This is a genomic window from Sulfobacillus thermosulfidooxidans DSM 9293 (genome assembly GCF_900176145.1).
Classification (GTDB): Bacteria; Bacillota; Sulfobacillia; order Sulfobacillales; family Sulfobacillaceae; genus Sulfobacillus; species Sulfobacillus thermosulfidooxidans.
In genome coordinates, this window is sequence record NZ_FWWY01000001.1 from 617,379 (window position 1) to 643,380 (window position 26,002).

Annotated in this window: 21 protein-coding genes; 12 read left to right on the forward strand and 9 right to left on the reverse strand. The window is 48.3% G+C overall.

Translation table 11 applies throughout. The features are described 5' to 3' along the window. Window positions 1-42: 42 nt before the first annotated feature. On the reverse strand, window positions 43-441 hold the full coding sequence (locus tag B8987_RS03215; RefSeq protein WP_020376512.1) for a carbohydrate-binding protein: 399 nt from the start codon (window positions 439-441) through the stop codon (window positions 43-45). Window positions 442-657: 216 nt separating this feature from the next. Between B8987_RS03215 and B8987_RS03220 the strand changes: the two genes are divergently transcribed. Next, a complete protein-coding gene (locus tag B8987_RS03220; RefSeq protein ID WP_020376513.1) occupies window positions 658-1,542 on the forward strand; it encodes a hypothetical protein in 885 nt (294 codons plus the stop codon). Between the two features lie 82 nt (window positions 1,543-1,624). On the opposite strand, the gene B8987_RS03225 is transcribed toward B8987_RS03220, so the two are convergent. Continuing rightward, window positions 1,625-2,053 (reverse strand): DoxX family membrane protein, encoded by a 429-nt coding sequence (locus tag B8987_RS03225; protein ID WP_020376514.1) that lies wholly within the window; start codon window positions 2,051-2,053, stop codon window positions 1,625-1,627. Window positions 2,054-2,226: 173 nt separating this feature from the next. On the opposite strand from B8987_RS03225, the gene B8987_RS03230 reads away from it, so the two are divergent. Then, the gene (locus B8987_RS03230) at window positions 2,227-2,979 is read left to right on the forward strand and encodes a ferritin family protein (RefSeq protein WP_020376515.1); all 753 of its coding nucleotides are present in this window, start codon (window positions 2,227-2,229) and stop codon (window positions 2,977-2,979) included. 398 nt (window positions 2,980-3,377) lie between these two features. Continuing rightward, window positions 3,378-4,094: an HAD family hydrolase gene (locus B8987_RS03240; RefSeq protein ID WP_020376517.1), complete on the forward strand. Its 717-nt coding sequence runs from the start codon at window positions 3,378-3,380 to the stop codon at window positions 4,092-4,094. Between the two features lie 272 nt (window positions 4,095-4,366). On the opposite strand, the gene B8987_RS03250 is transcribed toward B8987_RS03240, so the two are convergent. Next, on the reverse strand, window positions 4,367-4,630 hold the full coding sequence (locus tag B8987_RS03250; RefSeq protein ID WP_020376519.1) for a hypothetical protein: 264 nt from the start codon (window positions 4,628-4,630) through the stop codon (window positions 4,367-4,369). Between the two features lie 127 nt (window positions 4,631-4,757). Between B8987_RS03250 and fdhD the strand changes: the two genes are divergently transcribed. Then, window positions 4,758-5,585 carry a formate dehydrogenase accessory sulfurtransferase FdhD gene (fdhD, locus tag B8987_RS03255; protein ID WP_020376520.1) on the forward strand — a complete coding sequence of 276 codons (828 nt, stop codon included), beginning with the start codon at window positions 4,758-4,760 and terminating at the stop codon, window positions 5,583-5,585. Between the two features lie 52 nt (window positions 5,586-5,637). Here the strand turns inward: fdhD and spoIIP are convergent, their stop codons facing one another. Continuing rightward, window positions 5,638-6,891, reverse strand: a complete 1,254-nt coding sequence (spoIIP, locus tag B8987_RS03260) for a stage II sporulation protein P (protein ID WP_020376521.1) — start codon at window positions 6,889-6,891, stop codon at window positions 5,638-5,640. 171 nt (window positions 6,892-7,062) lie between these two features. Between spoIIP and rpsT the strand changes: the two genes are divergently transcribed. Further along, window positions 7,063-7,338, forward strand: a complete 276-nt coding sequence (gene rpsT, locus B8987_RS03265) for a 30S ribosomal protein S20 (protein WP_020376522.1) — start codon at window positions 7,063-7,065, stop codon at window positions 7,336-7,338. Window positions 7,339-7,369: 31 nt separating this feature from the next. Here the strand turns inward: rpsT and holA are convergent, their stop codons facing one another. Then, window positions 7,370-8,350: a DNA polymerase III subunit delta gene (gene holA / locus B8987_RS03270; RefSeq protein WP_157782430.1), complete on the reverse strand. Its 981-nt coding sequence runs from the start codon at window positions 8,348-8,350 to the stop codon at window positions 7,370-7,372. Between the two features lie 105 nt (window positions 8,351-8,455). Here holA and B8987_RS03275 point away from each other — a divergent pair, with 105 nt between their 5' ends. The 3 genes from B8987_RS03275 to B8987_RS03285 are packed head-to-tail and all read left to right on the forward strand — an operon-like array spanning window position 8,456 to window position 12,627. Next, complete coding sequence (locus tag B8987_RS03275) at window positions 8,456-10,282, forward strand: spore germination protein (protein ID WP_020376524.1); 1,827 nt, start codon at window positions 8,456-8,458, stop codon at window positions 10,280-10,282. Continuing rightward, the gene (locus tag B8987_RS03280) at window positions 10,269-11,405 is read left to right on the forward strand and encodes a Ger(x)C family spore germination protein (RefSeq protein ID WP_020376525.1); all 1,137 of its coding nucleotides are present in this window, start codon (window positions 10,269-10,271) and stop codon (window positions 11,403-11,405) included. Before B8987_RS03275 ends, B8987_RS03280 begins: the two co-directional genes overlap by 14 nt. A 55-nt stretch (window positions 11,406-11,460) precedes the next feature. Further along, the gene (locus tag B8987_RS03285; protein ID WP_020376526.1) at window positions 11,461-12,627 is read left to right on the forward strand and encodes a GerAB/ArcD/ProY family transporter; all 1,167 of its coding nucleotides are present in this window, start codon (window positions 11,461-11,463) and stop codon (window positions 12,625-12,627) included. Here the strand turns inward: B8987_RS03285 and B8987_RS03290 are convergent, their stop codons facing one another. Beyond that, on the reverse strand, window positions 12,628-13,878 hold the full coding sequence (locus B8987_RS03290; protein WP_020376527.1) for a sensor histidine kinase: 1,251 nt from the start codon (window positions 13,876-13,878) through the stop codon (window positions 12,628-12,630). It abuts the gene before it with no gap. 197 nt (window positions 13,879-14,075) lie between these two features. On the opposite strand from B8987_RS03290, the gene B8987_RS03295 reads away from it, so the two are divergent. The 3 genes from B8987_RS03295 to B8987_RS03305 are packed head-to-tail and all read left to right on the forward strand — an operon-like array spanning window position 14,076 to window position 17,615. Beyond that, window positions 14,076-15,785, forward strand: a complete 1,710-nt coding sequence (locus B8987_RS03295; protein ID WP_020376528.1) for an ABC transporter permease — start codon at window positions 14,076-14,078, stop codon at window positions 15,783-15,785. Between the two features lie 13 nt (window positions 15,786-15,798). After that, complete coding sequence (locus B8987_RS03300; protein WP_020376529.1) at window positions 15,799-17,172, forward strand: ABC transporter ATP-binding protein; 1,374 nt, start codon at window positions 15,799-15,801, stop codon at window positions 17,170-17,172. A gap of 35 nt (window positions 17,173-17,207) precedes the next feature. After that, complete coding sequence (locus B8987_RS03305; RefSeq protein WP_020376530.1) at window positions 17,208-17,615, forward strand: Hsp20/alpha crystallin family protein; 408 nt, start codon at window positions 17,208-17,210, stop codon at window positions 17,613-17,615. 24 nt (window positions 17,616-17,639) lie between these two features. Here the strand turns inward: B8987_RS03305 and B8987_RS03310 are convergent, their stop codons facing one another. Together B8987_RS03310 and leuS are read right to left on the reverse strand one after the other, a co-directional pair. Then, complete coding sequence (locus B8987_RS03310) at window positions 17,640-17,912, reverse strand: hypothetical protein (RefSeq protein ID WP_020376531.1); 273 nt, start codon at window positions 17,910-17,912, stop codon at window positions 17,640-17,642. After that, window positions 17,909-20,380: a leucine--tRNA ligase gene (gene leuS, locus B8987_RS03315; RefSeq protein ID WP_020376532.1), complete on the reverse strand. Its 2,472-nt coding sequence runs from the start codon at window positions 20,378-20,380 to the stop codon at window positions 17,909-17,911. The genes B8987_RS03310 and leuS overlap by 4 nt, the downstream gene beginning before the upstream one ends. A 400-nt stretch (window positions 20,381-20,780) precedes the next feature. Here leuS and B8987_RS03320 point away from each other — a divergent pair, with 400 nt between their 5' ends. Beyond that, a complete protein-coding gene (locus tag B8987_RS03320) occupies window positions 20,781-23,990 on the forward strand; it encodes an EAL domain-containing protein (protein WP_084660854.1) in 3,210 nt (1,069 codons plus the stop codon). Here the strand turns inward: B8987_RS03320 and B8987_RS03325 are convergent. Next, the gene (locus B8987_RS03325; protein ID WP_020376534.1) at window positions 23,987-25,996 is read right to left on the reverse strand and encodes a chloride channel protein; all 2,010 of its coding nucleotides are present in this window, start codon (window positions 25,994-25,996) and stop codon (window positions 23,987-23,989) included. The genes B8987_RS03320 and B8987_RS03325 overlap by 4 nt on opposite strands. Window positions 25,997-26,002: the final 6 nt, after the last annotated feature.

Below are 26,002 nucleotides of genomic sequence, written 5' to 3' on the forward strand. Positions count from 1 at the left end.
GGGGATCCATCGGCCAGCTCCTCGTGTTGTGTGTCTTTTTAATTAGGCGACAGGCAAGAATTTGACACTTTGTGGTTCCATCTGCCCATTATGATATCCATCATTACGTTCAGGGTGTGCTTTCATTAATCGGACACTAAAGGTACCATTGTCGTCACTGTCAAAGTCCCCTAAATTGGCCCAATGCGCGCTGGGCGTCTCCCTTACGCTGACATAGGTATTGTGATTGGCATGAAAGACATCATATTGCGCAGTACCATTGCCTGGCGGAACTAAAACTTCCACATCATATTTTGAAGCCGCTCCAATTTCCGGATTTAAAAATGATTGGTCATAACGCCTGGCTAATCCGCGCACGCGAACAGCATCGGTGAGAAAAAATGAGCCCACAATCACCACAAGTCCGCCTGCTACCCATAAAACCTTAGCGGCTTTCGTCATAAATTACCCTCCTTTATTTAGTATTAGTTCATTATAATCGTCTCGTTACAAACTTCGGCAATCACTCACTTGAACCAATCGTGTCATAGGTTCAAGATTAAATCCATTTAACTGCACACGAAAAATATTATCCGCAAAATTTAACTGTTGCAAAACTCAGCCGGGTCATCGTATAATGCAAATGCAAATAATTTGCATTTAAAGAAGGGATAGGCCATGATTAATCTCTGGAACCCTCATGCTATTGGACTCAGCATTGGCTTGATTCTGTTAACGGCCGTGTTACTCGGCATGATTCACGGAATTACACCCGATGAACATACCTGGCCTATTACGTTTAGTTATGCCATTGGCAGTTATAGCAGCCGTGGAGGAATGAAAGCGGGATTTTTGTTTTCACTTGCCTTCACATTTCAGCGGGCCATCGCTTCCGAATTAGCGTTTCTCGCTCTCGCCCGCTTTCTTTTTAACGGTTCCTGGGAGTATATCGTATACAGCATTGTCGGAATTGTTATGGTCGGCTCGGGAGCCTACATTTTAAAATGGAATCGTCATTTTCATTTCTTCCACTTTGCTGATCATTTGCCATCCCCTGATTCCCAAGATCCGCGACCCATTCCCATGTACATGCCCTTGGTTCATGGCTTCATTGCCGGATGGGGGACAGGCGCTTTTGCGCTTATCGTCTACACCGTGCTAGCCCCGGCTATGCATCACTGGTACTTGGCATTTTTGCCCGGTTTATTCTTCGGATTAGGGACGATGCTTATGCAAATCCTTTTAGGCTCAATGGTCGGTTTGTGGATGGAAAAGCGTCACTTAAGTGAAGAAGATAAAAGCTATGTCGCCCGGAAAGTGAGTGGCCGTACCTTGTTATATGGCGGTTTGGCATTTGTTCTTGCTGGGTTTTTGGGGATCGTATTTCCCGTGATTGGAAGTTGGCAAATCACAACAGGAATTAAAGTGCATAATCTCGATCACTTAGGTATTGGCTTCGTTCTTGCTGTTATCGTTCTCTTCTCAGTGGCATGGATTTCATTCATTAAAAGCCTTCACGAAATCAGCCAATCAAAACTCCCGCCCTCCCGGGAAGTTGGATAAGCCAACCTCCCGGATCATCGCAACCTGTTGTTTAGGGATCGATAAGATTTCGTGGGGAGTTCTCTTGCTCTATTCATGATGGTTAAGTGGCAGTCGACTGTTTTGTCGCCTTTTGCTGTACGCTCATGGCAAACATAAGATTCATAATCCCCATCAGCAAATTAAGTTCCATATCATGCGGTTCTTTGAAACCTAGCGTCAAAAAGAATACCGTGTTTAAGATAAATAAAATAAATGGAGGTATGCGTCCTCCGAGACCCAATACTAACAGTCCTCCACCAAAAATTTCAAGAACCCCGACCGCATAACCAAAAACCACGACATGAGGAAAAATATACGTGCGAATGATCGGCGCGAGCGGCGTCGTCGGCAGCGCTTGGGTTACGCGGGGAATCAACCACACACTGGTGGGGGTATACATTTTAAAAATACCCCGCCACAGAAAATACAATCCGTCAACAATGCGTAAGACTGTTATCCAGCGCATGTCAACAATCTGATAGCGATTCATGCCCATGCCTCCTTGACATCCCTTGACTGCATCTTATCGCACTGTACGATCTATAGAGCACTTTTGCATAAAAATAGGCCAAACAGACTACGCATTTAGCGACTTTCGGCCCAAGACAGCTTTTACCTCGGCCGCCATACTAGGGCTATGTCTAACCAAAGGAGTGGATAGGTGTGATACGGGTGAATCCCGAATTGACCGATGAGCAACTTTTACGGCTCTTTGATAAGGGAACCCTGGGACAATGGACACCAGATGCCATCGATTGGGGGGATATGGAACGTATTTCACCAGAACAGCGGCATGCCATTGCGCAAATCTTAACGCCTGTCTACCTTGGCGAACAAACGGCAATGTTTGGAGTGAGCGCCGTTCTCCCGGACATGTTAGGCCATGGGCATCACGAAGAAGCCCTATATCTTAGCAGTATGGGTTTGGATGAGGCTCGGCATTTCCGCAATTTACACAAGCTCTACCGCATATTCCAAGAAGAGCCGGCATCGCGTCATCGCATTCCGGAAATGTTTCGGTATCACGCGCGTTTGCTCAGTCACAAAGATTCAACTGAGTGGATTTGGGGAATTTTAATCAGTGACCTGTTCGCCAAGCATTTTTATGGCGGACTCTATTCACGTTTCCCCGATACTCTAGTAGGTCGGTTAGCACGCCGCACTTTGCGAGATGAAGCTCGCCATCAAGCATTCTCGGAGCGTTATTTGGAAAAACGGCTACCCACCATGGATGAAGACAAGAAAGGGCAGTTGTTTATCTTGCGCGATGATTTGTTTCGAATCATGGAAGCCATTGGTGAACGGCTCAAAGACCCGATGCTGACCCTGGCTTGGGAACCGTCAACATTCTTAGAAGAACTGTTCGAAGACACCGAGCGTTGGGTCAACCGTCTTTACATAGCTCAACCGTCATAAGTCCCCCTTCCCGCCGCGTCCACGCGGTGGGAATTTTGCTCTCTTTATGCGCATTTTCCAAGAATAAAAAATCCTTTGAGCACATGTGGTCCTCACTTAAAAGGTCCTCTAACGACCACCATGTCTATACCCAATCGTCGTAACCCGACATCTTGATCTTATTCCAGCCATGAAAACAAAATCTGATTAAATGCCGCTTTTCTAGGTTTGGCAACAGCACCGCATTGTGGATGACATTCCTTGCCCTTTCCCAATCCAGCGATGAGTCAAACGGCTGTCCCCACATCCCCTGGTTATCGGCCGTGACGAGTTTTGGGGCTCGCGGCATATGCGATAATACCTCATGATGAAATATGGATAAGGTCTCGCCATCCATCATGATGAGGAGGTATCAGCCCATGTCTCGTCCCAAAGCCATCTTATTCGATTTAGATAACACCTTATATGATTTTACCGCAACGTGGACTCAAGCCACTTATCCCCTGGTGCAGGAGCTCATAGAGGCTCACCACAAAGAGGAAATTCCCGTTCCCGAATTATGGGGAATTTTTGAACGTATTAACCGCGTGATTTTTTCTCATGTCGATCATGGCCATCTTCCCGGCCGTTTAGGTCGGCAATTACGGTGGGAACTACTCGGTGCGGTGTTAAATATCCCTATTGACCCGCATGAGATGAACTCGCGCCACCTGGACGCCATGATGTTTTGCATCCCCTTTGAGGAAACCTCCCTCGTCATACCTACCTTGGCCCAGTCCTACCCGTTAGGGATTGTCACCAATGGCCCGGAAGATCTTTTAAATCGGCGTCTTACAGCCATAGGTCTGGACTCCTATTTCCCCGCTCAATGCCGGATTTCCGCCGAGCGTGCCGGATTCTTCAAACCCCACCCGGAAATATTCCAAAAGGCTTTAACCGCGTTAGGGGTTGCCCCTCAAGACGCCCTGTATATTGGAGATTCCTGGGAATATGATGTATTAGGTGCTTATAACGCTCATATTCCTTGTCTATGGTTTAATCCCTACCATCGTCCTTGTCCCACTCCTCAGATGGTGTTACAAGAAATTCATACACTTTCAGATCTCCTACATAGTCAGTGGATTCCCCTACCATAAGAAGACGTGATGACAATCCAGATCAAAAAGACGTACGTCACAAGGGCCATGGTAATATGAGCAAAAATCAATCCTTGGGGAACTCTGCTTCTACCCAGCACGATCCAGAAAAAAATGATGCCGCCTAGAACCGCAACTATCAACAAACTAAAATATCCGTAAAACACAAAGGGGTCATAAATCATGAACATTTTCCTCTCGCTAACGATGATAAACTGACGGATTTTCCCAGCATACATGGACAATACGAAGTCCTGCCCTTTCTTCTTCCTTTACGGTTGATGATAGCGACGGCGCAATTCTTGATGTCTTCTATCATTACTCCACGGAGAGTTCGATGGATGCACGGGCTTAGGCTTTTGCCAAGAATATCCGGATAATGACGCCGTCCACAGGATAAAGGTTAATATCGCTAAGAAAACATGCGTAATCAACCACTTGGATGGTAACCGCCGATTTTGGCGGTCAAATGTCCAAAAGAAGCCCAATCCCACCACCAAGGTCACGGTATACATGGCTAACGTCACGATGAGCATTTTGATTTCCCCCCATCCTCTTCGGGACATAGGAAGTATTCACCTCGTCCGACAAAATATGCGAGATCTTGACTGATTTGCGTATACTGATAGTAATGAGTGAGCAACCGATAACGGGGGGATTTTCATGACACCATTACCAGCCAATTTCTTTGACGATGCGATTCGCATTTATCCGCGCCAGCATTATGCGCATGGACAGTGGCATCAAGAACCGGCGGAAGTGGTCATTGAAGAACCCCTGACCCTGTTTATTAATGGCCGGGAATTTGTCACCATGGTGGTGACACCTACTAACATTCAGGAATTAATCGTGGGTTTTTTAGCCGCTGAAGGTTTTATCACAAACGCCGAGGAAATTCGGGTTTTTCAATATCACCCGGATGATAAGCAAGTATGGATTCGAGTACCCCATCTTAAGGAAGAGCAGCTTAATCAATTTGGTAAAAGATATTTAAGTGGTTGTTGTGGGCGTGGCCGCCCTGGCTTTTATTTTGCGGATGATGCCGACGTTGAGCCCCTTCATCTTCCAACACGACCATATCACCTGGATGTCCACAGGATTAATCACTTATTCCTAGAGCTCACACAATACACACATCAACAGCATTCAGGTGGTCTTCACGCTGCGGGATTAGCCGACAGCGAACACATGATTGCCGTCCGTTTTGACGCCGGCCGCCACAACGCCTTGGATAAACTCTATGGATACACGCTACTTCATCAGATTACTCGTGACAATAAAGTCATTGTGTTCTCTGGACGTCTTTCAGCTGAAGTCATCATTAAAACAGGTCGAATGGGCGTCCCCTTGATTATTTCCAATGCCGCGCCGACAACCATGGGTCTCGAATTAGCTGACGCTTTAGGCATTACGGTGATTGGTTTTGTTCGCAATGATGAGATGAGCATCTATACGCACGAAGAACGCTTGTCCACTATCACCACCTTATAGTCATTAGAAAGTTGTCGATATGCTGGTGTTTTTGGCGTTAAGGGATTTGGGCTTAGGATGGGTACTGTTTATCACGGATCACTTGACTGATTGCCTTAGCTAGGTCATTCACCGCATATCTTTCTTCGGCTAATGTATTGTAAGCGCCTCCAATTTCTATTAATAAGTCTCCCGGTGCTAGCTGCTGATTATAACGGTAGGGAACCATGTCAATCCCGTCGCCTTGAAGGATACCGGGCGCAATACTCCGCAGATGATGCGCGATATGGATGGCCAATTCCAAATTTTGATGCCAATACGGATTGGGCAATAATTTGTTGCTACCCACAACTAATAAGATGCGGGCCGTTTTGACCCCATGAATCACCGCTGTGGTTTCATCTAAGGGTTTGTCACTGCGATGAATGTCCAACAAAATGTGAACACTCGGATACCATTTTAACAGGCGTTTGGCGGTATGGTAGGACTCATTATAACTGGGCAAAAGACCTTGGGACATGTTATCGACCCGGGATTGCACCACCGCAATCCCGCGGTTATTCAAATCTTGAGCCAACCACCATCCCACCTGTACCACGGTCTTGGACCAATCAGTGGAATACGCTGTGGGAGAATTTTTTGGTAACGCCGGCCAAAATGCCTCATGGCTGTGTGTTTGATAAATGCCCACTAGGGGTTTTGTACCCAGTTCCGCCCAAATGCGGCCGTTGTCCCCGGGTAAATTGGCATCAGTGGCATCTTGCTCTTTGGGACGAGGTAAAGGACGAGAATGAGTCGTCAATCCCTCGACATGCGAGGGAACCTGGCTTAAGGCCGGAATTTCGGCCTGCAAAATGCGTTCCAAGCTATTTAACTCAATCCCCGAGATATCGGACAAGGCCGTCATAATGATCGAACGAATATGCCAAGAAAAGGTGTGGGAGGATTCTTTTGATATCTTCGCAAGCGGTAATCCTTGGTCTAACCAGCTAATCAAGGTGGACGGATTATTTTTCCACTTTTCCAGGTTGCGGCTTAACCATGACGTCTTGGTGGGAATGCCAACATGCCCCGTCACCGGCAATGCCGGGCCCGTTCGGGCAGGCACATTGAAAAAAATCATTCCCGCTAATCCGAGTACACCCGCATATAAGCCAAGACTTGTCCACGGTATCCGCTTGGGCAAGAATGGTTGAAAGGGCTTCTCATGGTGGGGCATTCCCGCGACACGCAAACGCCTTTTCCAGTCCTTAGGCCGTTTAGACCTTCCCGGTGTCCAATGAATCCAAATGACCCGTGGAAATCGCCAACGAAACGGTCGACGCATACGGCTTCCCTCCTCACTAATATGTATGGTAAATCTTGGACAAATAGACCGGGTCCGTATTAGTGAGTTCATCATAAGTCGAACATCCATAGGTTTAGGGAAAATCGGTGGATATCAAGACTTTACCCAGGCTTTGGACCATGCTATAATCAACCGTCAGGAGGTATAACCGTGGCCAATATTAAGTCTGCCAAAAAGCGCATCAAACAAACACAGGTTCGGACTTTGCGCAATAAGATCCGGAAAACCATGGTACGAACGGCTGTACGGCGCTTTGAAGATGCCTTAAACCGGAATGATTTAGAGTCTGCTGAGATGGCTTTACGTTTTTGCTATGCTCGTTTAGACCGGGCTGCACAAAAGGGCGCCATTCACCGAAATGCCGCAGCTCGTAAGAAATCTCGGTTAACGCAGCGCCTGAACAAACTGAAATCAGCGTCTGCATAAAAGGAGAAAAACCCCGCTGATTCGGGGTTTTTTATTTTCCCGAATCCTTTCCGGTTAATGCCAGATAGCTGAGGACCCACGATTCAGGATCCCCAAATCCCGTTTTAAGCGCCCGGTCCACAAAGGCTGCGCGACGTAATAAATCATGTAATTCGTTTAATGACCAGTACTGCGAGTATTGCCAAACTTTCTTAGCCGGAAATTCTTTCATTCCTTCCTGTCGCGCAAATTCCTGCACGGAAATGCCTTGTTGCCTGGCTTTTAAGGCCCGGTGCAATTTGATTAAGTGCCGAACCGCGACAATAAAAATCAATAAAGGGGCTTTCCCTTCTCGCAATAAATCCTCTGTCTGCGCCACCGTCTTGGCCGTTTGACGCTGGGCTAAGGGTTCGGTAAGCCGCCATAGTTGCGTATCATGGGGCAACGGCGGAACAAATTGGCGCACACTCTCATCGTCCCATTTGCGGGTCGGATCATAGAGCGCCATTTTATCCAGTTCATATAACACTTGTTGCTCATCATGTAAGACCAGTTCCGACAGCAACTCCACCGCTTCGGATGTCAACATCAACCGCCGTTTTTTGATTTCTTGATGCACGAAACGCCGAAAAACGTTCGGAGAAAGCGGCTTGAGCTCGATGGTCCTGGTGGGGCCAAACGCTTTGATTAAGGCGGGGCTTGCTTTCTTGTCCCACACAATCAATAAGGCTTCGGGGTCTGGATGCATGAGATAGGCACTTAAACTCTCGTCTTTTTTGGCCCACGTCGCGTCCTTTACCACCACCATGCGGCGCTGGCTAAAAAATCCTGTCGTGCGCAATTCCATGTCGAGTTCTGCCCAGCTACTCACGTGATCTTTGATGAGGAATCCATCTTGATATCCCGCATCCAAAAAGCGTTTACGAACGCCTTCAATCCAGCGCCGCGCCCAGTAACTATGATCCCCATGCAAGAGATAACAGGGCGCAAGACTTCCATGTTCCACAATCGCCAACGCTTCCACAATATCCACGGTTCCAATCTCCCCATGCATAAACCCTGTCATTAGTGGCCACATTGTACCAAAGAACAAAGACGCAAGAAAAGATCACCCATGCTTCAGGAAGGAGGACAGGGTATGTGGCCATTTTCTCGGCTTAAACGCCGCATTCATCACACCCCGGCCCCCAAGGCACCGGTTATTGAGGATCATCTGGATGACAAAAGGCCTTTAAAGACCCCGCCTGGCAGTGAGAAACTTATGGACAACCTGGTGACAACCCAGCAAACATTAGAAGACATTACCGGAGTCGACTTGGGACTTCTGCAAGATCTTATCACCGAAACCAAAACCTTCGCCAAAGAACTGGAAACCTTAGAAAAAACGGTCAAACAACAAGGGTCTGCCACGCAATCATTAGATACCTATAATGGCAGTGTTGAAGATGCCTATAACATTTTGCAAAATACGGTGGGACAATCGCCCGATGTCATTATCCGTCGATTCTTTCTCGGTCGAAAGCACCGTGTTCCCGCACTTTTGGTGTTTAATGATGGCTTAGCGGATAACCAGATGGTCGATCAAGATACCATTTTTCTTATGCAGCGTTACCAAAATGCTGAAGAACTCTGGAAGGACGGTCCCAAAATCCATCAATACGTCCATGATTCCATCGTTTCCGTAGGCCACGTGACCGTCGAAAATCGTTGGACCAAGTTGTTGCCGGACATGATGGGCGGTAATACGCTTGTCTTTATCCAAGGCGCTTCCCAAGTCTTAGTGCTCGATACCGTCAAATATCCAGCCCGGGCCATCGAAACCCCAGATACGGAACGGGCCGTTAAAGGACCTCAAGAATCCTTTAATGAAGTGGTGCTGACCCAAATGAATTTGATTCGGCGCCGCATTAAAAGTCCCGCGCTACATTTTGATCCCTTAAGCATCGGATCCTATACCAAAACGGTGGTCATTATTGCCCATATTGAAGGCATCACTAATCCCGAACTGGTCATGTCCGTCAAACGCCGTTTACGTGGGGTAAAACTGGATGGGTTGCAGTATTCGAACGCGTTGGTCCCCTATCTGACCACCCATCCCCTGTCCTTGTTTCCCCAAGTTAGGTCTACTGAACGCGTGGATATCATTGTCCGCGATCTCCTTTTAGGGAAAGTGGTTATTTTAGTCGACAATACCCCTTATCCATTGACAGTTCCCTCCACGTTCATGGACTTTTATCAAACGACGGATGATTATACCGGGAATTTTTGGGAAGCCTCCTTGGAGCGCCTGGTTCGTCTCTTTGGTCTATTCGTGGGGCTTTTACTTCCGCCGTTTTATGTGGCCTTTGTATCGGTAAATCCCGATTTGCTGCCATTGAAGCTTGTTATCACGATTGCCGGTTCAAGGGAATCAGTCCCATTTCCGCCCGTGCTAGAAGTGTTAATTATGTGGATTATTGTAGAAGTCTTGCGGGAAGCGGCCATCCGCTTACCCAAAGAACTTTCAACCACGCTCGGTACCGTCGGCGCTATTGTCGTGGGAACCGCTATTGTCAAAGCCGGTATTGTCGATAGCATCATGATTGTCATCATAACCTTAACGGCACTGGGATTATTCACCTCTCCTGTCTATGAGATGGCCACCCCATGGCGAATTTTGTTCTGGGTCCTAGTGTTTGCCGCATATTTCTTAGGACTCTATGGCATGGTCCTGGCTATTATGATGATCTTGGCCCATTTGACCAGTTTGGAAAATTTTGGTGTGGCCTATTTATCCCCGTTCGGTCCCATGCGTCTTAGAGACCTGCAAGATTCTTGGCTTCGCTTACCCTTATCGCTTCTCAAGAAGCGGCCAAGCTACCTGCGCCCGGTAAAGACACGCAAAATGGGATCCAATATTCCCAAACCGATGAAAAATCCGCAACTTTACAGTACACAACAGGATCGGGTTGATGATGACGTTTAGAAAAGTCCCTGGCTCTTGGAAAAAAGTATTGCTTCTGCTTCTTTTGGGAATTAGTCTGACAGGATGCTGGGACAACCGGCCTGTCGATTCGCGGGCGTTAGTGTTCACACTGGGATTGGAGCCCAGTTCCAACCCCGAGGAATTCCGGATGCTCTTTCAGTTTCCCACGCCTCCTGCCATGGCCAAATATTCCAAGGGTTCTGGCGGCAGTTCGCAAACCCCTCCCGTAGCCGATGTGGTAGGTCAGGGCAAAAGCGTTGCCCAATGCTTTAATGCAGCGCAATCCCAAGTATCTCGGGACTTATACCTGGGGCAAATCCAACTCATTGCCATTTCCACCCATCTTAGCGCTCCCTTATTAACACGGGCTCTTGAATCCTTGGAACGTATCGGCACATTAGACAAAACACCCTTTTTGTTTGTGACTTCCCAACCACTGGAAAAAGTCGCATCGGTGGATACCGATCAAGAAGACTTTCCGACGTTGTACTATACGACGCTATTTTCCTGTCAACGGTGTCAAACTGATGCCTTAGGGGTTCGCTTATGGCAATTTGCCGCCAATGCAGCCACACCCGGGATCGATCCCTCTCTGCCTCAAGTTACCGTAGATGCAAAAACCAAACAAATTGATGTCGATCGCATAGCGCTATACCAGCATCTGCGTTATGTGGGAACGTTAGACGCCAACCAAACCATGACTTTTGGATTATTAAAGGGAGAAGCACATAAAGTCAGCTTGTTTCTTCCCCGGCAACAAGCCACATTAAGAGCTATCCATGGTCCAAGCCATCTCACCGTCAAAGAACGCAACGGCATTGTCTATGCATCGTTTTACCTGAAATTGTATAGCACCTTAGAAGGCATTAAAACCCAAACCGAGACGGAAGGGCAGCTCGCCGAATTATCTCGTGAAGGCTCGGCTGTTCTCGCGCACCGTTGCCTGGCCTTGTTGCAAAAAACACAAAAAATGGATGTCGATCCGTTTGGCGTTGGACGGAAGCTTGACTGGCGTTATCCCATGGAATTTACCGCTTTTAAACACTGGCATCAAGAATATCCTAAAGTCCATATGAGCGTCCATGTCGATTTGAGAATCGATAAGATGGGAGACATCAAATAATACCAAAACATGCGGACTTGGAATGATACGACGGAAAGAAAGGAGGAATGTCGACATGGATTTCGGAAAAAGTCAGCGCCTGCCTCGAATTTCGGGTTTGCAGTTTGGAACCGTCGTCACCGCAGGATACATGGCGATGGGAATTTTTTACTTTCCCCGGGAAATGGTTACCGCCGCAGGACGTGATGCCATTTGGTCTTTTTGGCTCGAAGGTTTGGTGACCTACTTTCTTATGCGGTTAACCTTTGCCATGAACCGGCTGGTTCCGAATGAGACCTTGGGCGAATTTGCCCCCAAAATTGTTTCGACACCCATCGGTCTTTTAATCGGGCTTTACACGGTCGTCTATCATCTAGCGCTCGCTATCGTTGCAGCCGTTTTATTTGGCTATGTCCTCAGCAATATTTTTCTCCCCGATACCCCAGTATGGGGTGTAACCGGAGCACTCGTTCTTGCTAGCTTGTATATTGCGTCTTTGGGCATTTCTTCGCTCGCTAGAACCCTGCAGTCCGGTTATATTCCTATGGTGCTTTTGACCATCCTCACCTTAGTGCTGGCTATGGGAGTCATCCGTCATCCTGTCCTGTTGGAACCGCCTGTCAACATTCAAGTCATTCCTATCTTGCAAGGGGCATACCGGGAATATTTTCTCTTCATTGGATTTGAAGTCAGCGTCACCCTCTATCCGTTTATTCGTAATGAAGAACGGCGTAAGGGCGAGCGCTTTGCATATCTTGGGCTGTTACTGATGGTATTCATTGGCACCATAATGTATGAGGCCACCATGGCGACTTTTGGTCCCGCGTTTATTCCGATTATGCGCTGGCCTGTCGTCAGCCTCATGCGCATTCTGGCTGTGAATGGCTTCTTCATAAGCAAATGGGGCATGTTAGTCGTGGTGTTATGGACTATTGCCGTGGTCGCCTTTATCGCTATCCGCCTGTGGTGCTTGGCTCATGATATGGCAGCAATGATTCACTGGCATTCGCGGTATAGTTATCCGACATTTTTACTGATCGGTGCCATTATTATCTTTGTTTTTTCCATCTGGATTCCCAACGCCAAAATCACCGATTATATTACGCAAACCTTTTTACTACCCCTAGGCTTCTTGTATTTGCTTGGTATTCCTTTATTAATTTTGACCGTCGCTCATTTTCGCAAACCCACTGTGAGGAAATTACGGCAGAAAACCGAGCCAGAACCGCCCACACCCGGCTAATCAATTGGGTTCAGGATATGGCAAAATAATGCTCACAGTGGTACCGTCTTGGCGACTGGATGAAATATCAAGACGACCATGATGCGCATCCACCAGTTGTTTTATGATAAAAAGTCCTAGTCCGTGTCCATCTTGCTTGGTTGTACGCCGTTCTAAAAATAAGGTGCGCATAACCTCATCGGGAATTCCCGGACCATTGTCATGAATCCTGATATATTGCCAGGTGTCATCTTGTTCGACAAAAACGGTAATCCGGCCACCCTCTGGCATCGCTTCGGCAGCATTTTTGAAGACATTGATCAATATCTGTTCAAAACGGTCCGGATCCACATAAATGCGGTCTTCAGGGGAAAACCGCGTTTGGAGCTGCAACGTCTCAGATGTGGTTGTGCGAATAACGGACCATGCCTTATCGACTAGCGTGCTCACTAAACACCACTGTTTTTGGATTTCCTGGCTTCTAGACAGCCACATGAGATCGGACGTTAAGCGGGACAGACGATCAATCTCTCCCATGGCACGCGATAAATATTCCTTCGCGGGTCCTTCGCCAACCTGCATCAGCGCCAATTCCACATAACCGCTTAGCGCTGCCAGGGGATTACGCACCTCATGCATCATGGCCGAGGCAAACTGCACAGAGATTTTATCTTGCTCAATAAGCCGCTGCGGAACCGCCTCAAAAATCACCCAAGGGTAATGAGTGTGAATGCGAATCTCAAAACCCTCTTGAGTCAAGGCAAAAAAGGACTGCTGACCTCTACGGATCACCACGTGCCAAGGAGGCAACCATGCCACCGAATTCCAGCGTTGTCCCACAATGTTCTCACCTAGAAGCAGGCGCGCATGGTAATTCACCAAAACAAATTGTCCGTCCTGGGCGATGGCAATCCCTGTTTGTAAAAAATCCCCTGCCAAGCCCGAAAGATTATCGGATACCCATAACAGATAGCCTTCCACAGTGCCCGTGAGGTTGCGAACGGGTTGGCTCTCCACCGTCACGTTCACACCAGAAGACAAAACGACGGGATCGAGCCGTTGGTATTCTTCTTTTTCGACAACCTGACGAAGTAAAGCCCGTACGGTTTTGCGATTGGCTGAAAACCAGCTGGCATAACGGTTTCGCCAAACAATGTGACGGCTTGGCGCCACAAACAAGATGGGTAACGGAAGACGATCCAGAACCTCTTTGCCCACAAGAAAGTCATTAGTAACCTGGATATGGGGCAAAATATGAAACGTATGAGGCACGCTGGCGCATCTCCTGTCCTATGGTATCAGATAGAAACCAATTTGATATTCGACGCAAGGTAAAAAAAGTCCTTCTCTTGCTTCCAAGAAAGTTGTTCGTCAATCATAAACTTCCGAATGCCCGTTAAATAGAGTACGATAGAGAACGTGACATGTACAGGCGAATAAATTTGGCAGTGGACCCAAGGGGTGACCATATGGCTGATAATGGAGAAAATCGGGGCGGCTTTCATTACGCGGATATTCTGGTTGGAGCCGTCATCATCGCAATTCTTTCCCTCATACTCGCTTGGGCCACCCATGCCCATCATTACCGTCCCGAAACTGGTGGGATCTCACTCGCGTATGCAAAACTTCCTCTCTATGCCTTATATTCGTGGTTGCGCATGTTCTTTGCCTATCTTCTCTCTATTATATTTACATTTGTTTATGCTTATCAGGCGGCCTATAACAAACGCGCAGAAAAAATTTTGATTCCCTTATTAGACATATTACAGTCCATACCCGTATTATCGTTTCTTCCGGTAGTCCTATTAGCGTTTATCGCCTTATTTCCGGGTTCCCGGCTGGGAGTCAATTTGGCCTCGATTTTGCTGATTTTCACCGGACAAGTCTGGAATATGGTCTTCGCTTTTTATCATGGGCTCATTACCATTCCCCGCGATTTGAGAGAATCAGCGCTATCTTTGAACCTGTCTCCCTGGCAACGCTTTCGCACCCTAGAACTTCCCTATGCCATGGTGGGACTGGTATGGAATTCCATGATGTCATGGGCCGGCGGTTGGTTCTTTTTGATGGCTGCCGAAATGTTTTCGCTGGGTAATCGCAACTACCAATTACAAGGATTAGGCTCATACCTGCAAACAGCAGCCAACCAGGGAAATTGGAACAAGGAAATCTGGGGACTGGTTGTATTGATTGCCGTCATTGTGGCCATGGATCAATTGGTCTGGCGTCCCTTATTAGCCTGGTCGGACAAGTTTAAAATGGAACTGGTTGAAGGAGCGGTCAAACCCCGTTCTGCCGTGTTGATGATACTCCGGCGCTCGATTTTATTGGAATGGTTGGGCCAAAAAGTGTTTGCACCCTTGACGGAATGGACCGACCGCCTTTTTAGCCGAACGCTTCCAAAGATCACCCACAAACAACCGGTGGAAAGTATCATGGGTCTTTTTCGCTCATTACTTCTGGCCTTTTCGTTGATTGCCCTATTCAGCGCCTTAGAAGGGGCCTTTCACCTCATGGCGCACTGGACATGGTCACAAGTCCTAATGGTTTTATTAGCGGTAGGAGCCACCCTCTTTCGGGTTATGATGTCCTTACTCATCTCGGTGTTATGGACGGTCCCTGTCGGCGTGTTCATTGGTTCTCATCCCAAATGGGCACAGGCACTAACACCGATTACCCAAATTGCCGCCTCTGTTCCCGCCACCGCGTTGTTTCCAGGGCTGGTTGCCTTATTAATCGGGCTTCATGGCGGTCTTCAAACGGCCTCCATTCTCCTGATGGTGCTAGGGACTCAGTGGTATATTTTGTTTAATGTCATTGCGGGCGCATCGGCTATTCCCGAAGATTTACGTGAGGCCACTGTGATGTTCCGGTTAAAAGGCTGGCAAGCATGGAAAACATTAATTCTGCCTGCCATCTATCCCTATTTAATTACTGGACTCATTACGGCTTCCGGTGGAGCCTGGAATGCGAGTATTGTGGCCGAATATGTGAGCTTTCACAATCGTACCTACACGACCTTTGGTGTCGGTTCGTTAATTGCTGAAACCTCCCAAAAAGGCCAGTTTTCGCTGCTTTTGCTGGCTACAGGAACCCTCGCATTAACCGTGGTCCTGATTAATCGATTAATTTGGCGGCCATTATATAACCGAGCTTCGGAACGCTATTCCTTGTCATAAGTGAGGAACGATTATGAATCATGCACCCCATATCGAAAAAAACAGCCTGATTCGTCTCTTAGGCGTGACCAAGATGTATGAGCAACCCGATAAATACGATATTCTGGTGCTCGACGACATTACCTTGGATATCTATCCCGGGGAATTTGTCGCCCTCTTAGGACCGTCGGGATCGGGAAAATCCACATTACTCCGCATTATCACCGGGCTCTCCCGTCCGTCCTTTGGCACGGTTTTATACCGGGGACGACCTGTCACCGGTCCCAATCCCAAAGCCGCCATGGTATTCCAGTCTTTTGCCCTATACCCGTGGTTGACGATTTTACAAAATGTCGAACTTGGTCTGGTCGCTAAAGGGGAAAATTTAAAGGAACGGCGGGACAAATCCCTAAAACTCCTCGATTTAATTGGGCTTAACGGATACGAGGATGCCTTTCCCAAGGAACTTTCAGGGGGAATGCGCCAACGTGTGGGATTTGCCCGGGCCCTCGCCGTCGACCCGGAACTTTTGTGTATGGATGAGCCTTTTTCAGCTCTCGATTTTTTGACGGCAGAAAATCTCCGCTCGGAGCTTCTGGATTTATGGTTGGAATCGAAAATTCCGACAAAAGCCATTTTGATGGTCACTCACGGAATCGAAGAAGCGGTGTTTATGGCCGACCGGATTGTGATTTTATCAAAAAATCCCGCACGAATTATTGCGGATTTGCCGGTCCCTCTGCCCTATCCCCGCAACCGCAAATCCCTAGAGTTCATCGATCTCGTGGACTATGTCTATAAAGTCGTAACGGGACGAGATGATGACAAACGCTCCGATAAAGAATCTGACAATCCAAGCGCCCAAGCCGTCTTGACAGACCGCGCCACCTTGCAACCGATTCCCTATGGTCACTTGTCGATGTTAAGCGGCTTGTTAGAATTAGTGGCCGACCGCGGCGGGCAAGACGATTTATATCATTTGGGCTCAGAACTGTTTTTAGAAGTTGATGATTTGTTGCCCGTCACCGAAACCGCAGAACTCTTTCATCTCGCCGATGTCAAAGAAGGAGACCTAACCTTAACCGATTTGGGCCGCCAATTTGTTGAGGCTGATGTCAATGAGCGTAAGCGGATCATTCGCGAGCAATTACGTGATGTTCCACTTTTTCGGCTTATTGACCGCGTTTTGCGCAGTAAAGCTAATCACGCCATGCCGAAAGAATTTTTCAATGACATTCTTGAAGAACATTTTTCCGTAGACGAAGCCGAGCGTCAGCTGATGACGGCCATTAACTGGGGACGTTTTGCCGATTTATTCCATTATGATACCGATACCGAACTCTTATATCTAGCACAAGACCAGCAAGAACAAGATAATAATGGCACAGTTCCGTTACAAGAAAAGTGAGGCATTGGGACATACTCTAATCGGAGGTGATGACTATGCTCATGCGCTGGGATCCTACTGATATCCAGCACTTCCGCAATGATATGTCCCGCGTCTGGAACCGGATGCGTGACGATTGGAATCTTGATGACACTAAACCGCGCACCCATTTACATCAAATCGAAAATGGGTACATGGCGGAATTTGAATTACCGGGGGTCGACCCGGATTTGGTCAATATCGAAGTCGACGAGGAATCCATTAGTGTTAAGGGAACATTTCCTGCCTCGCCCTTGGAACAAGATAAACGCGAGGGAGAGGAATTTCAAGCCGTGGTGGGTTTTCCCACCGAAATTGATCCTGAATCCGCAGAGGCCGAGTATAAATACGGCTTACTCCGGGTCAAAGTCTATAAGGCCACCGGCCGCCGTAAGAAAATCAGTATTAGCAACGCTGCGCACTAAATCCATAAGGGGCCAAAAGGCCCCTTATGATTCTGGTTTATCCGGAGGTTGGCGTTTTTTGCCCGAGAAAATGCCAGCCATAACCCCAATGAGAATGCCCCCCACAAGAGGCTGCCATCCTTGTGGAGGAGGTCCGACCCAGATTACCGAAGCGGCTTCCGCCAAAAGGGCACCGACTGCGGCGACAATCATGGTCCACATTATGGAAATGGGACCCTGAGGCCTTAAAGAGCGACCAAAAATCGCACCGATGACCGCGGAGCTGACCGCAATAGCCAGGGCTAACGTCGTCCTCAACGGATGACCACATTGACAAGACGCCCGGGAACGGCAATCACTTTAACAATCGTCCGTCCCTCCGTGAGGGTCTGGATTTTTTCGTCAGCCAACGCCAATTCCCGCAGGGTCTCGGGAGTCATGTCTACAGGAACCGTCAACCGGCTACGCACCTTACCATTGATTTGTAAAGCAATGGTAACCTCCTCATCTTGCAACCACTTGTCGTCATACTGCGGCCACGACGCCCAGTGCACACTCGTGTCATGACCTAATTGATGCCACAATTCTTCCGCTAAATGCGGAGCAAATGGCGCCAACAACCGCACTAAAATTCCTAAGATCCGGATTTGATCCTCCGTATTCAGAGCATCTAAATCCTGGTACAAAGCATTCGTCAGCTCCATTAAGGCGCTGATAGCCGTGTTAAAAGCCCGGCGTTCGCCGATATCCTCACTGATTTTTTTCACCGTGCGGTGGACAACCTTGCATACTCGGGTCTTGGCCTCTTCGGGCGATGGGCCAGCATATTCCGGTCGCTGCTTCATCACCAAACGGTACACCCGCTGTAAGAACCGATAGGCACCTTCAACGCCTTGCTGGGACCATTCGAAATCTTTATCGGGCGGGGCGGCAAACAGCATGAATACCCGTGTCGCATCGCTGCCCCACTCTTTCATGATATTTTCCGGGCTTAAAGTATTCCCCTTCGATTTTGACATCTTGGCCCCACCATAGACCACCATGCCTTGCGCCAACAGGCGCTTAAAGGGCTCATCGACGGACACCCAGCCCGCATCGTAAAGGACTTTGGTAAAGAAACGCGAATATAATAAATGTAATACCGCATGTTCTTTACCACCGACATATTCATCCACTGGCATCCAATAATCGACATCGGCCTTGTTAAAAGGACGGGGAGCATTGGGCGATGTAAAGCGGTAATAATACCATGACGAATCCACAAAGGTATCCATGGTATCCGTTTCTCTCGTAGCAGGCCCCTGACAAACCGGACAAGTTGTTTGAAGCCAATCTTTAGCGCCGGCCAGAGGCGAAGCGCCTTGACCCGTAAACTCAACATTGGTCGGTAAAAGCACCGGCAATTGGTCTTTAGGAACGGGTACCGCCCCGCATTTAGGACAATGAATAATGGGAATCGGAGCTCCCCAGTAGCGCTGCCGGGAAATCAACCAATCCCGCATGCGGTAACTGACCCGGGGACCTCCCTTGCCTTGTTCTTTTAACGCACTGGCAATGAGGGCTTTCGCTTCCTGATTATCGAACCCCGTAAAAGGTCCGGAATTCACTAATTTTCCGGGTCCCGTATAGGCTTGCTGATCAAAATCCTCACCAGGATTTTCAGGTTGGACCACGACTTTCATCGGCAAGTGATATTTTTGTGCATACAAAAAGTCGCGCTGGTCGTGCGCTGGCACCCCCATAACGGCACCGGTTCCGTAATCAACCAATACATAATTCGCAATCCAGATAGGCAGTTTCTCCCCAGTTAAGGGATGAATAGCGTAGCTGCCCGTAAAAATACCCCGTTTTTCCGTATTTTCTGCCGTTCGCTCAATATCGCTATGCACCCGTTCTTCCGCAATAAACTGCCGGACTTTATCGGCCTCCGGATAATTCGCAATGAGTTGTTCAACCAAAGGATGTTCCGGGGCCAGAACCACATACGTCGCCCCATATAAGGTGTCAGGGCGGGTCGTGAAGACCGCAATCTTTTGGCCGATACTGAGCACATCAAACACGACTTCGGCCCCAATGCTTTTTCCAATCCAATTGAATTGTTGGGTCTTAATTTCCTGCGGCCAGTCTAAAGCATCTAAGGACGTTAACAGCCGCTCTGCATAGTCCGTAATCCGGAAATACCACTGCGTCAAATCGCGCTTAGTCACCACCGAATCACAACGCCAACACAAGCCGTCCTCCACTTGTTCGTTAGCTAAGACGGTTTCACAACTCGGACACCAATTGACCGCGCCTTCTTTTTGATAGGCTAAACCTCGTTCGTAAAACAACAAGAATAATTCTTGCGTAAAACGGTAATATTCGGGTTCCGATGTGGTGACTTCGCGCGACCAGTCGAATGACAACCCCATTTGTTTCATCTGTTGCTTCATGTACGCAATATTAGCCATCGTCGAAGTCCGCGGTGGAATACCGTTTTTAATGGCAGCATTTTCAGCCGGCATGCCAAAGGCATCCCAACCCATCGGATGCAACACATTATATCCCGCCATGCGCCGGTAACGGGCGATCACATCACCGAGCGTATAAACCCGCACATGGCCCATATGCAAGTGCCCGGATGGATAGGGAAATTGCTCTAAGCAATAGAACTTTTCTTTGTCAGAATCCTTGGTTTCGTACAGATGTTCCTCTTCCCAGATTTTTTGCCATTTTTCTTCGACCGCACGCACATTATAGCGATCGGGCGAAGAAATCGTGGAAGATTGTCCTTCCTTGATCGTCATGGTGTTCCCTCCAATAAAAAAGCCCCTGTCTAGTTAACAGGGACGAGAATTAACCCGCGGTACCACCCATTTTAGTGCTCAACCAGCACTCTCTTAAACCAGCGATAACGAGCTGAATCGTAGCTTTCGCACGGTGAGTCAAAGAATCTAATAGGACTAGCTCACACCATCCGCTAGCTCTCTGGTACCTTTCGGTTCTTTTAAGTCCGTGGTCATTAAGCTTCCACTATTTTTATCAGGATAATTTTACCCTGAAATTCTCAACAAATGCAAATGCTCCCCGATTTCCCTGGTGGGATGCATAAAATCCTGGAATTTTTTTGGAAGGCAATAAAGGATTTCACAGGTTGGCAACGAAATGGCATAGATTAAATGTCGAAAGAGGTTGGAGGAGTCCAAAATGAATCAGACGGCAAATCGCTACCGCGACAATCTATGGCCCGAGTGGTATCGTAGCAAGATTTTACATGCCGCTTTTCAGCCCATTGTGTCCTTGCGTGATGGTTCGGTATTAGCCTATGAAGGACTCAGTCGACCCCAGATGCCAGATGGCGACCCTGTTTCAGTCTTAGATCTTATGGCCTCTGCCGAAGGGCATGACGGGTTACTTATGTTTGATCAACTGGCTTTTCAACAAATTCTTGATGCGTTTTGTCATAGTGGCTGTCCGGACACATGGATTCTCTTTATTAATATTTTGCCGAAAAGCCTATTAAGTCCGTTACCCTTTTTGCGCGCATTACAACATTGCGATCAGATCAAACCGCAGCAAATCGTGCTAGAAATCTCGGAGCGGGAAACGATTAGCGAGGGTGATCATAAACTGCACGATTACCTGGCCCCATTTCGGGAAATGGGCATCCGCATTGCCTTAGATGATCTGGGTTCAGGATATTCCGGATTAACTCGGCTCATTGAATTGCAGCCTGACTTTGCCAAAATCGACTTAAGCTTGGTCCGTGACGTGGATAAGAACCCCATCAAATTCGCCCTATTAGAAAGTACAGCCAGGTTCGCCAAGAAAACGGCAGCCACATCCCTCATCGCCGAAGGTATTGAAACCTTTGCAGAACTTTACACACTCCAAGAAATCGGGGTGGAATATGGCCAAGGTTATTTATTAGGAAAACCCGAAATGACATTTCATACGACCTTGACTGCCGCTGATTTCACCAAGACTCCTCTCCCGAGACCTTCTGCCACCTACCAGCTCGACACGTTATTAAGTACAACGCGAAGGATGGTTCAAGGTTTGGCTCACGGGGAAGGACGATATGCCTATTTACTGTCGTTAGCCAAAAAACTCACCGGAGCTGATGTCGTCGCCCTGTTTAAGGTGGAAGGCAATGATTTACGCTATCTAGAATCTACCGAACGGCTCTCTCCTCAAGATGAGGCGTTCTTTACCCATACGGTCATTCCCCAGTCTTCCGCGTTATATCATTCTATTTTGACGCGAGAACCGACGATTTTTCAACAGCCCACCAATGGTCCGCGCATCTGGGCCGATCGTTTTCATATTCACTCAGCGATTGCCGTCCCCATTTGTGACAATTTAGGATGCTGGGGTCTTCTGCATTTAGGCTATCATGAACCCAATCAAATCCGCTCTGACTTAATTCATATGGCTCAAGGCATTGCTGCCCTCATCGTGTTAGCTGTCGGTTACACTCAAAAAGAAGAAGCCTTCAGCGATCAAGGCATGTTGGGCGAACCCTTATTTGAAGCCATCTCCGCGTTAGCCGACAGCGCCGATTTAGAACATCTCTTAGCCAAAGCGATTTCGGCAGCACTGGCTGTAACTGGCGGACATGAAGGGTGGATTGGCATCCTTCAAAAGACCGTGCTTCATTGCGTGCTGCCGGACGGCCAAGCGTTTGATGTGTCGCGCGACGATTTATTTGATCCCTCAACCGATGATGGGCAAGGTCCCGTCGGCCAAATTCTTCAGACGCGCACACCTCGAATTATCCCTAATATTATGAATGACCCCACATTAAATCCGTGGTTAGAGCAAATGCGTGCTCAAGGCATCCAGTCTGCTGCAGGAATTCCTTTGATTTCAGGAGACCAATTGCTTGGTATCTTAAAAGTGTATCACAGCCAAATGGGAGGCTTTACCCCCGGTCGCATTCGCCGGCTCTATGCGTTAAGCTCTCTCGCCACCGCTCTCATTGAACGCTCGTTAAATTCCTTGGCTGCCGAAGAGCGCGCCAGACGACAAACGCTTTTAGCACAGTGTCTCGCTCAAATCAATTATCTCAAAACGCGCGATGAGATTTTAAATCTTCTCGTGTCGACCCTTGAACAATATGGCCCCTTCCCTCTGGTGGTCGTCGTTAAGCCTCAAGGAGGTGTGTATATTCCTGTCGCGACCTCGCCTGCAGGCAATGGCAATCTTCTGGCTGCAGGATTTATGCTGCCGCGCCACGATCGGCATGCTGTCACGGAGGCCCTCCAACAAGAACGAAGCGTTTTCATCAATGCGGAGGAAAGCCGAAGTGATGCCTTAAGCCAATTTGCCAAGCGTCAAGGATTCCTCTCTTACGCCGTCATTGGCGTCGGAATTCCCGATATGGCCGTCATTCTCTTTTCCCGTGACCATAATGGGATTGACATCCAGCTGCCTGAATTAGAGTCATACATTCATTCCTTGGGCACCGCGTTATCCAAAATTCTGTTACAAGAGCAGATTGCCCAGGAGCAGCAGCAAATGGATGCTATGCTCGACGTCATTAAAACGCTGCCCATGGTCGCCTCAGATGATATCCTATGGCAAGAAGTGGCCAACACCTTAACCAACCTCGTCGGAGCCGATGGGGGATGGTTAATAGAAGGAGATGATGCCCAATGCCCACGGATGGCATTTGGGCAAGTGCCGAAACATTATTATTTCGTTCCCCAGCCCTTGCGTCATGACCAATTACGAGTCACTCTCGCTGAAGCGGACATTCCCTTGGCACTCAAAGAATGGGGAATAAAACATCTGGTCGGTTTCCGACTCTCTTTCCCGAGCTTGCAACAACACCTCTTTTTGGTGGTAAGCAGTGCAAAATCTGAAGGTTTTACCCGATCACAAAGCCACCGCATGGAAATGCTCATTTCCTTTGCTGCCTCAATCTATGAGATTCTTGAAATGCGCCGCCAACAGCAACATGCCACGCATACCGATCACGTGACACAATTGCCCAATGATTTAGGCATCGAAGAATACTACCGTCAACTGCAAGAAATGTCGGTCCATCCGGGTGCGGGATGCATCCTGCTGGATATTGTGGGACTCTCCCATATTAATCAAGCTTATGGAGAACAAGCCGGGGACCATCGCCTCACCGAATTAGCCCAATATTTGAGTGCTGCGATGAATTATGACGGCGTGGTAGGCCGGCTTGGTAGTGACGAGTTTATCCTATTACATCCCGATATCGATGCAACCACATTAAAAAAGGAAACCAAACGGCTCGTAAAGAATGCCCCACTGCCTCTTCGCTGGGTCTCGCTTTACATTCCCGAGCCCCGCCGGATTAGCTTGCAACACCTTATTCGGACAGCCTACCAAATCTTGCATAGTCAAGGTTCAGGTCATCTTGAGATCATGCCTGAATCCTAGACCCCGTGAAAGGACACAATTTCTTTGGCCTGCAATTGTTCAATCACGTGTTCCCGGCGCGATGCGGGGGCCACATAGACCAATAAGCGGTCGCCACCTTTAATGGCAAAATTGCCGTGGGGTATGACCGCACCTTGTTGGCGCGTCACGGAGACGATTAACGCATCTTCCGAGAGATAGAGATCTTTCAGTTGCTTACCCACCATCGGCGAATCATCAGGAATTTCGACCTCTACAAAAACCCCATCGTCAGCCGTGCGTTTCAAGGCTTCGACCTGATGAGCCGTGTCCACCGCATGAACCGCTGACGCATTATAGGCTTTTAGGACGCCAGAACGGGTCACTAAGCCGACAATATGGTGTGTTTGAGAATCCTGGACGGGCAGAACCTCGACATCGTAAATCGATAAGTAACGAATGGCTTCATCTAAAGAATCGTTATTCATGATAGGTTTGGGTAACGGCTGGATAATCGATGCCACCGTATTGTTTTTGCGATCTTGCTGCTGCATGGCGGCCACAATATCCCGCATGGTGACAATCCCGTCTAAGCCTTGAGAACGGCTTATGACTGGCAGAAAACTGCGGCTTAATGCGGTCATTTTCTGCCACGCCTCATGAATCGAGGTCGATGGCGACACAGCATCGTCACCGAGGGGCTGAAGGGCCGACAACACCGAAATAGCGGCCATGGGCCGGATATCATCGCCCCGCAAAATCTTTATGCCTCGCCGACGCAATTTCACCGTATACATCGAATCCCGTGTAAAGAACGTATAAGTTAAATAACTGACCGCCGCACAAGCCATTACCGGAGCAGTCAGGTGATAATCTCCGGTAATCTCTAATAGAATGGTAATGGCGACAAATGGGGCCTGGGCTGCAGCCGCAAACAACGCAGCCATACCGGCAATGGCATAAATGGAAGGATGGGGAGCTAAATTCGGCGAAATATGATAGAGAAGATTACCAAAGGCCCCCCCCACCATGCCCCCTAAAAAGAGCGAGGGCGCAAAAACACCACCCGAACCGCCTGCTCCGATGGTTATCAACGTGGCGACATATTTGAAGACAAACAATAGGGCCAAAGCTCCCCACAAGATTTGATTGGTGAGGGCCAGGTGCATTGTGGGATATCCGACACCTAACACCTCGGGCACAAATAATCCAATAAGTCCAACAACCATGCCGCCAAGCAATGCTTTGGCCCAAAAAGGAAGCGAGAGTCGGTCAAAGAAATCTTCAGACGCTGTCAAACCCTTCGTGTATAACACGCCGACAATAGCCATAATCAGTCCAAGCCCCATCATAAAGAGCAGGGCAAAATGATTAATAACATGATAGGGGGGTGTCGCTAACACCGCCTGCGATCCCATGATGGCATCGAACACGGTTGTCCCGGTGACGGCAGCCAAAAACACCGGGACAATAGCCCCAATTTGATAACTGCCTAACACAATTTCTAATCCAAAAAATCCGCCAGCAATGGGAGCATTGAATGTCGCCGCAATTCCGGCGGCAGAGCCTGCAGCTAATAACAATGACGTGTATTTTTCGGGCAGGGTCAAGAGTTGACCCAGGGTTGACCCAAACGCGGCTCCAATTAACGCAATAGGTCCTTCCCGCCCGACCGAGCCACCACTACCGATCGTCACAGCAGGGGCAATAATACCTAAAATACCGACCCGTGGTCTAATTTTCCCTCCCCGCAAAGCTAACGCCTCGAGAATTTGAGGCACTCCATGCCCCTTGACTTCTCTGGCGCCATAATGGGTAATCAGACTAACAATTAAGAGGCCTAACGCGGGTCCAAAGATTAAAAGAGGATGAGGACCTTTTTGCAAAACATCACCAATCAACAAATTATGGACTTCTTTAATCATCCATCGAAAGACGATAGCGCCAAACCCGCCTACGACGCCGGTGACCATGGCCAGTAGGCTCACAATCCAAGGTTCCCATTTTGGATAAAACAGGCGGGGAATTGCGCGCTCTACATTTGTCATACCTTC

Coding starts and splice junctions, on each gene's coding strand:
- B8987_RS03295 (WP_020376528.1), top strand. CDS start 14,076: ATGGCTGATAATGGAGAAAATCGGGGCGGCTTTCATTACGCGGATATT.
- spoIIP (WP_020376521.1), bottom strand. CDS start 6,891: ATGCGTCGACCGTTTCGTTGGCGATTTCCACGGGTCATTTGGATTCAT.
- B8987_RS03285 (WP_020376526.1), top strand. CDS start 11,461: ATGGATTTCGGAAAAAGTCAGCGCCTGCCTCGAATTTCGGGTTTGCAG.
- B8987_RS03250 (WP_020376519.1), bottom strand. CDS start 4,630: ATGCTCATCGTGACGTTAGCCATGTATACCGTGACCTTGGTGGTGGGA.
- B8987_RS03305 (WP_020376530.1), top strand. CDS start 17,208: ATGCTCATGCGCTGGGATCCTACTGATATCCAGCACTTCCGCAATGAT.
- B8987_RS03280 (WP_020376525.1), top strand. CDS start 10,269: ATGATGACGTTTAGAAAAGTCCCTGGCTCTTGGAAAAAAGTATTGCTT.
- B8987_RS03275 (WP_020376524.1), top strand. CDS start 8,456: ATGTGGCCATTTTCTCGGCTTAAACGCCGCATTCATCACACCCCGGCC.
- B8987_RS03215 (WP_020376512.1), bottom strand. CDS start 441: ATGACGAAAGCCGCTAAGGTTTTATGGGTAGCAGGCGGACTTGTGGTG.
- B8987_RS03300 (WP_020376529.1), top strand. CDS start 15,799: ATGAATCATGCACCCCATATCGAAAAAAACAGCCTGATTCGTCTCTTA.
- B8987_RS03320 (WP_084660854.1), top strand. CDS start 20,781: ATGAATCAGACGGCAAATCGCTACCGCGACAATCTATGGCCCGAGTGG.
- B8987_RS03225 (WP_020376514.1), bottom strand. CDS start 2,053: ATGAATCGCTATCAGATTGTTGACATGCGCTGGATAACAGTCTTACGC.
- fdhD (WP_020376520.1), top strand. CDS start 4,758: ATGACACCATTACCAGCCAATTTCTTTGACGATGCGATTCGCATTTAT.
- B8987_RS03325 (WP_020376534.1), bottom strand. CDS start 25,996: ATGACAAATGTAGAGCGCGCAATTCCCCGCCTGTTTTATCCAAAATGG.
- B8987_RS03240 (WP_020376517.1), top strand. CDS start 3,378: ATGTCTCGTCCCAAAGCCATCTTATTCGATTTAGATAACACCTTATAT.
- B8987_RS03220 (WP_020376513.1), top strand. CDS start 658: ATGATTAATCTCTGGAACCCTCATGCTATTGGACTCAGCATTGGCTTG.
- leuS (WP_020376532.1), bottom strand. CDS start 20,380: ATGACGATCAAGGAAGGACAATCTTCCACGATTTCTTCGCCCGATCGC.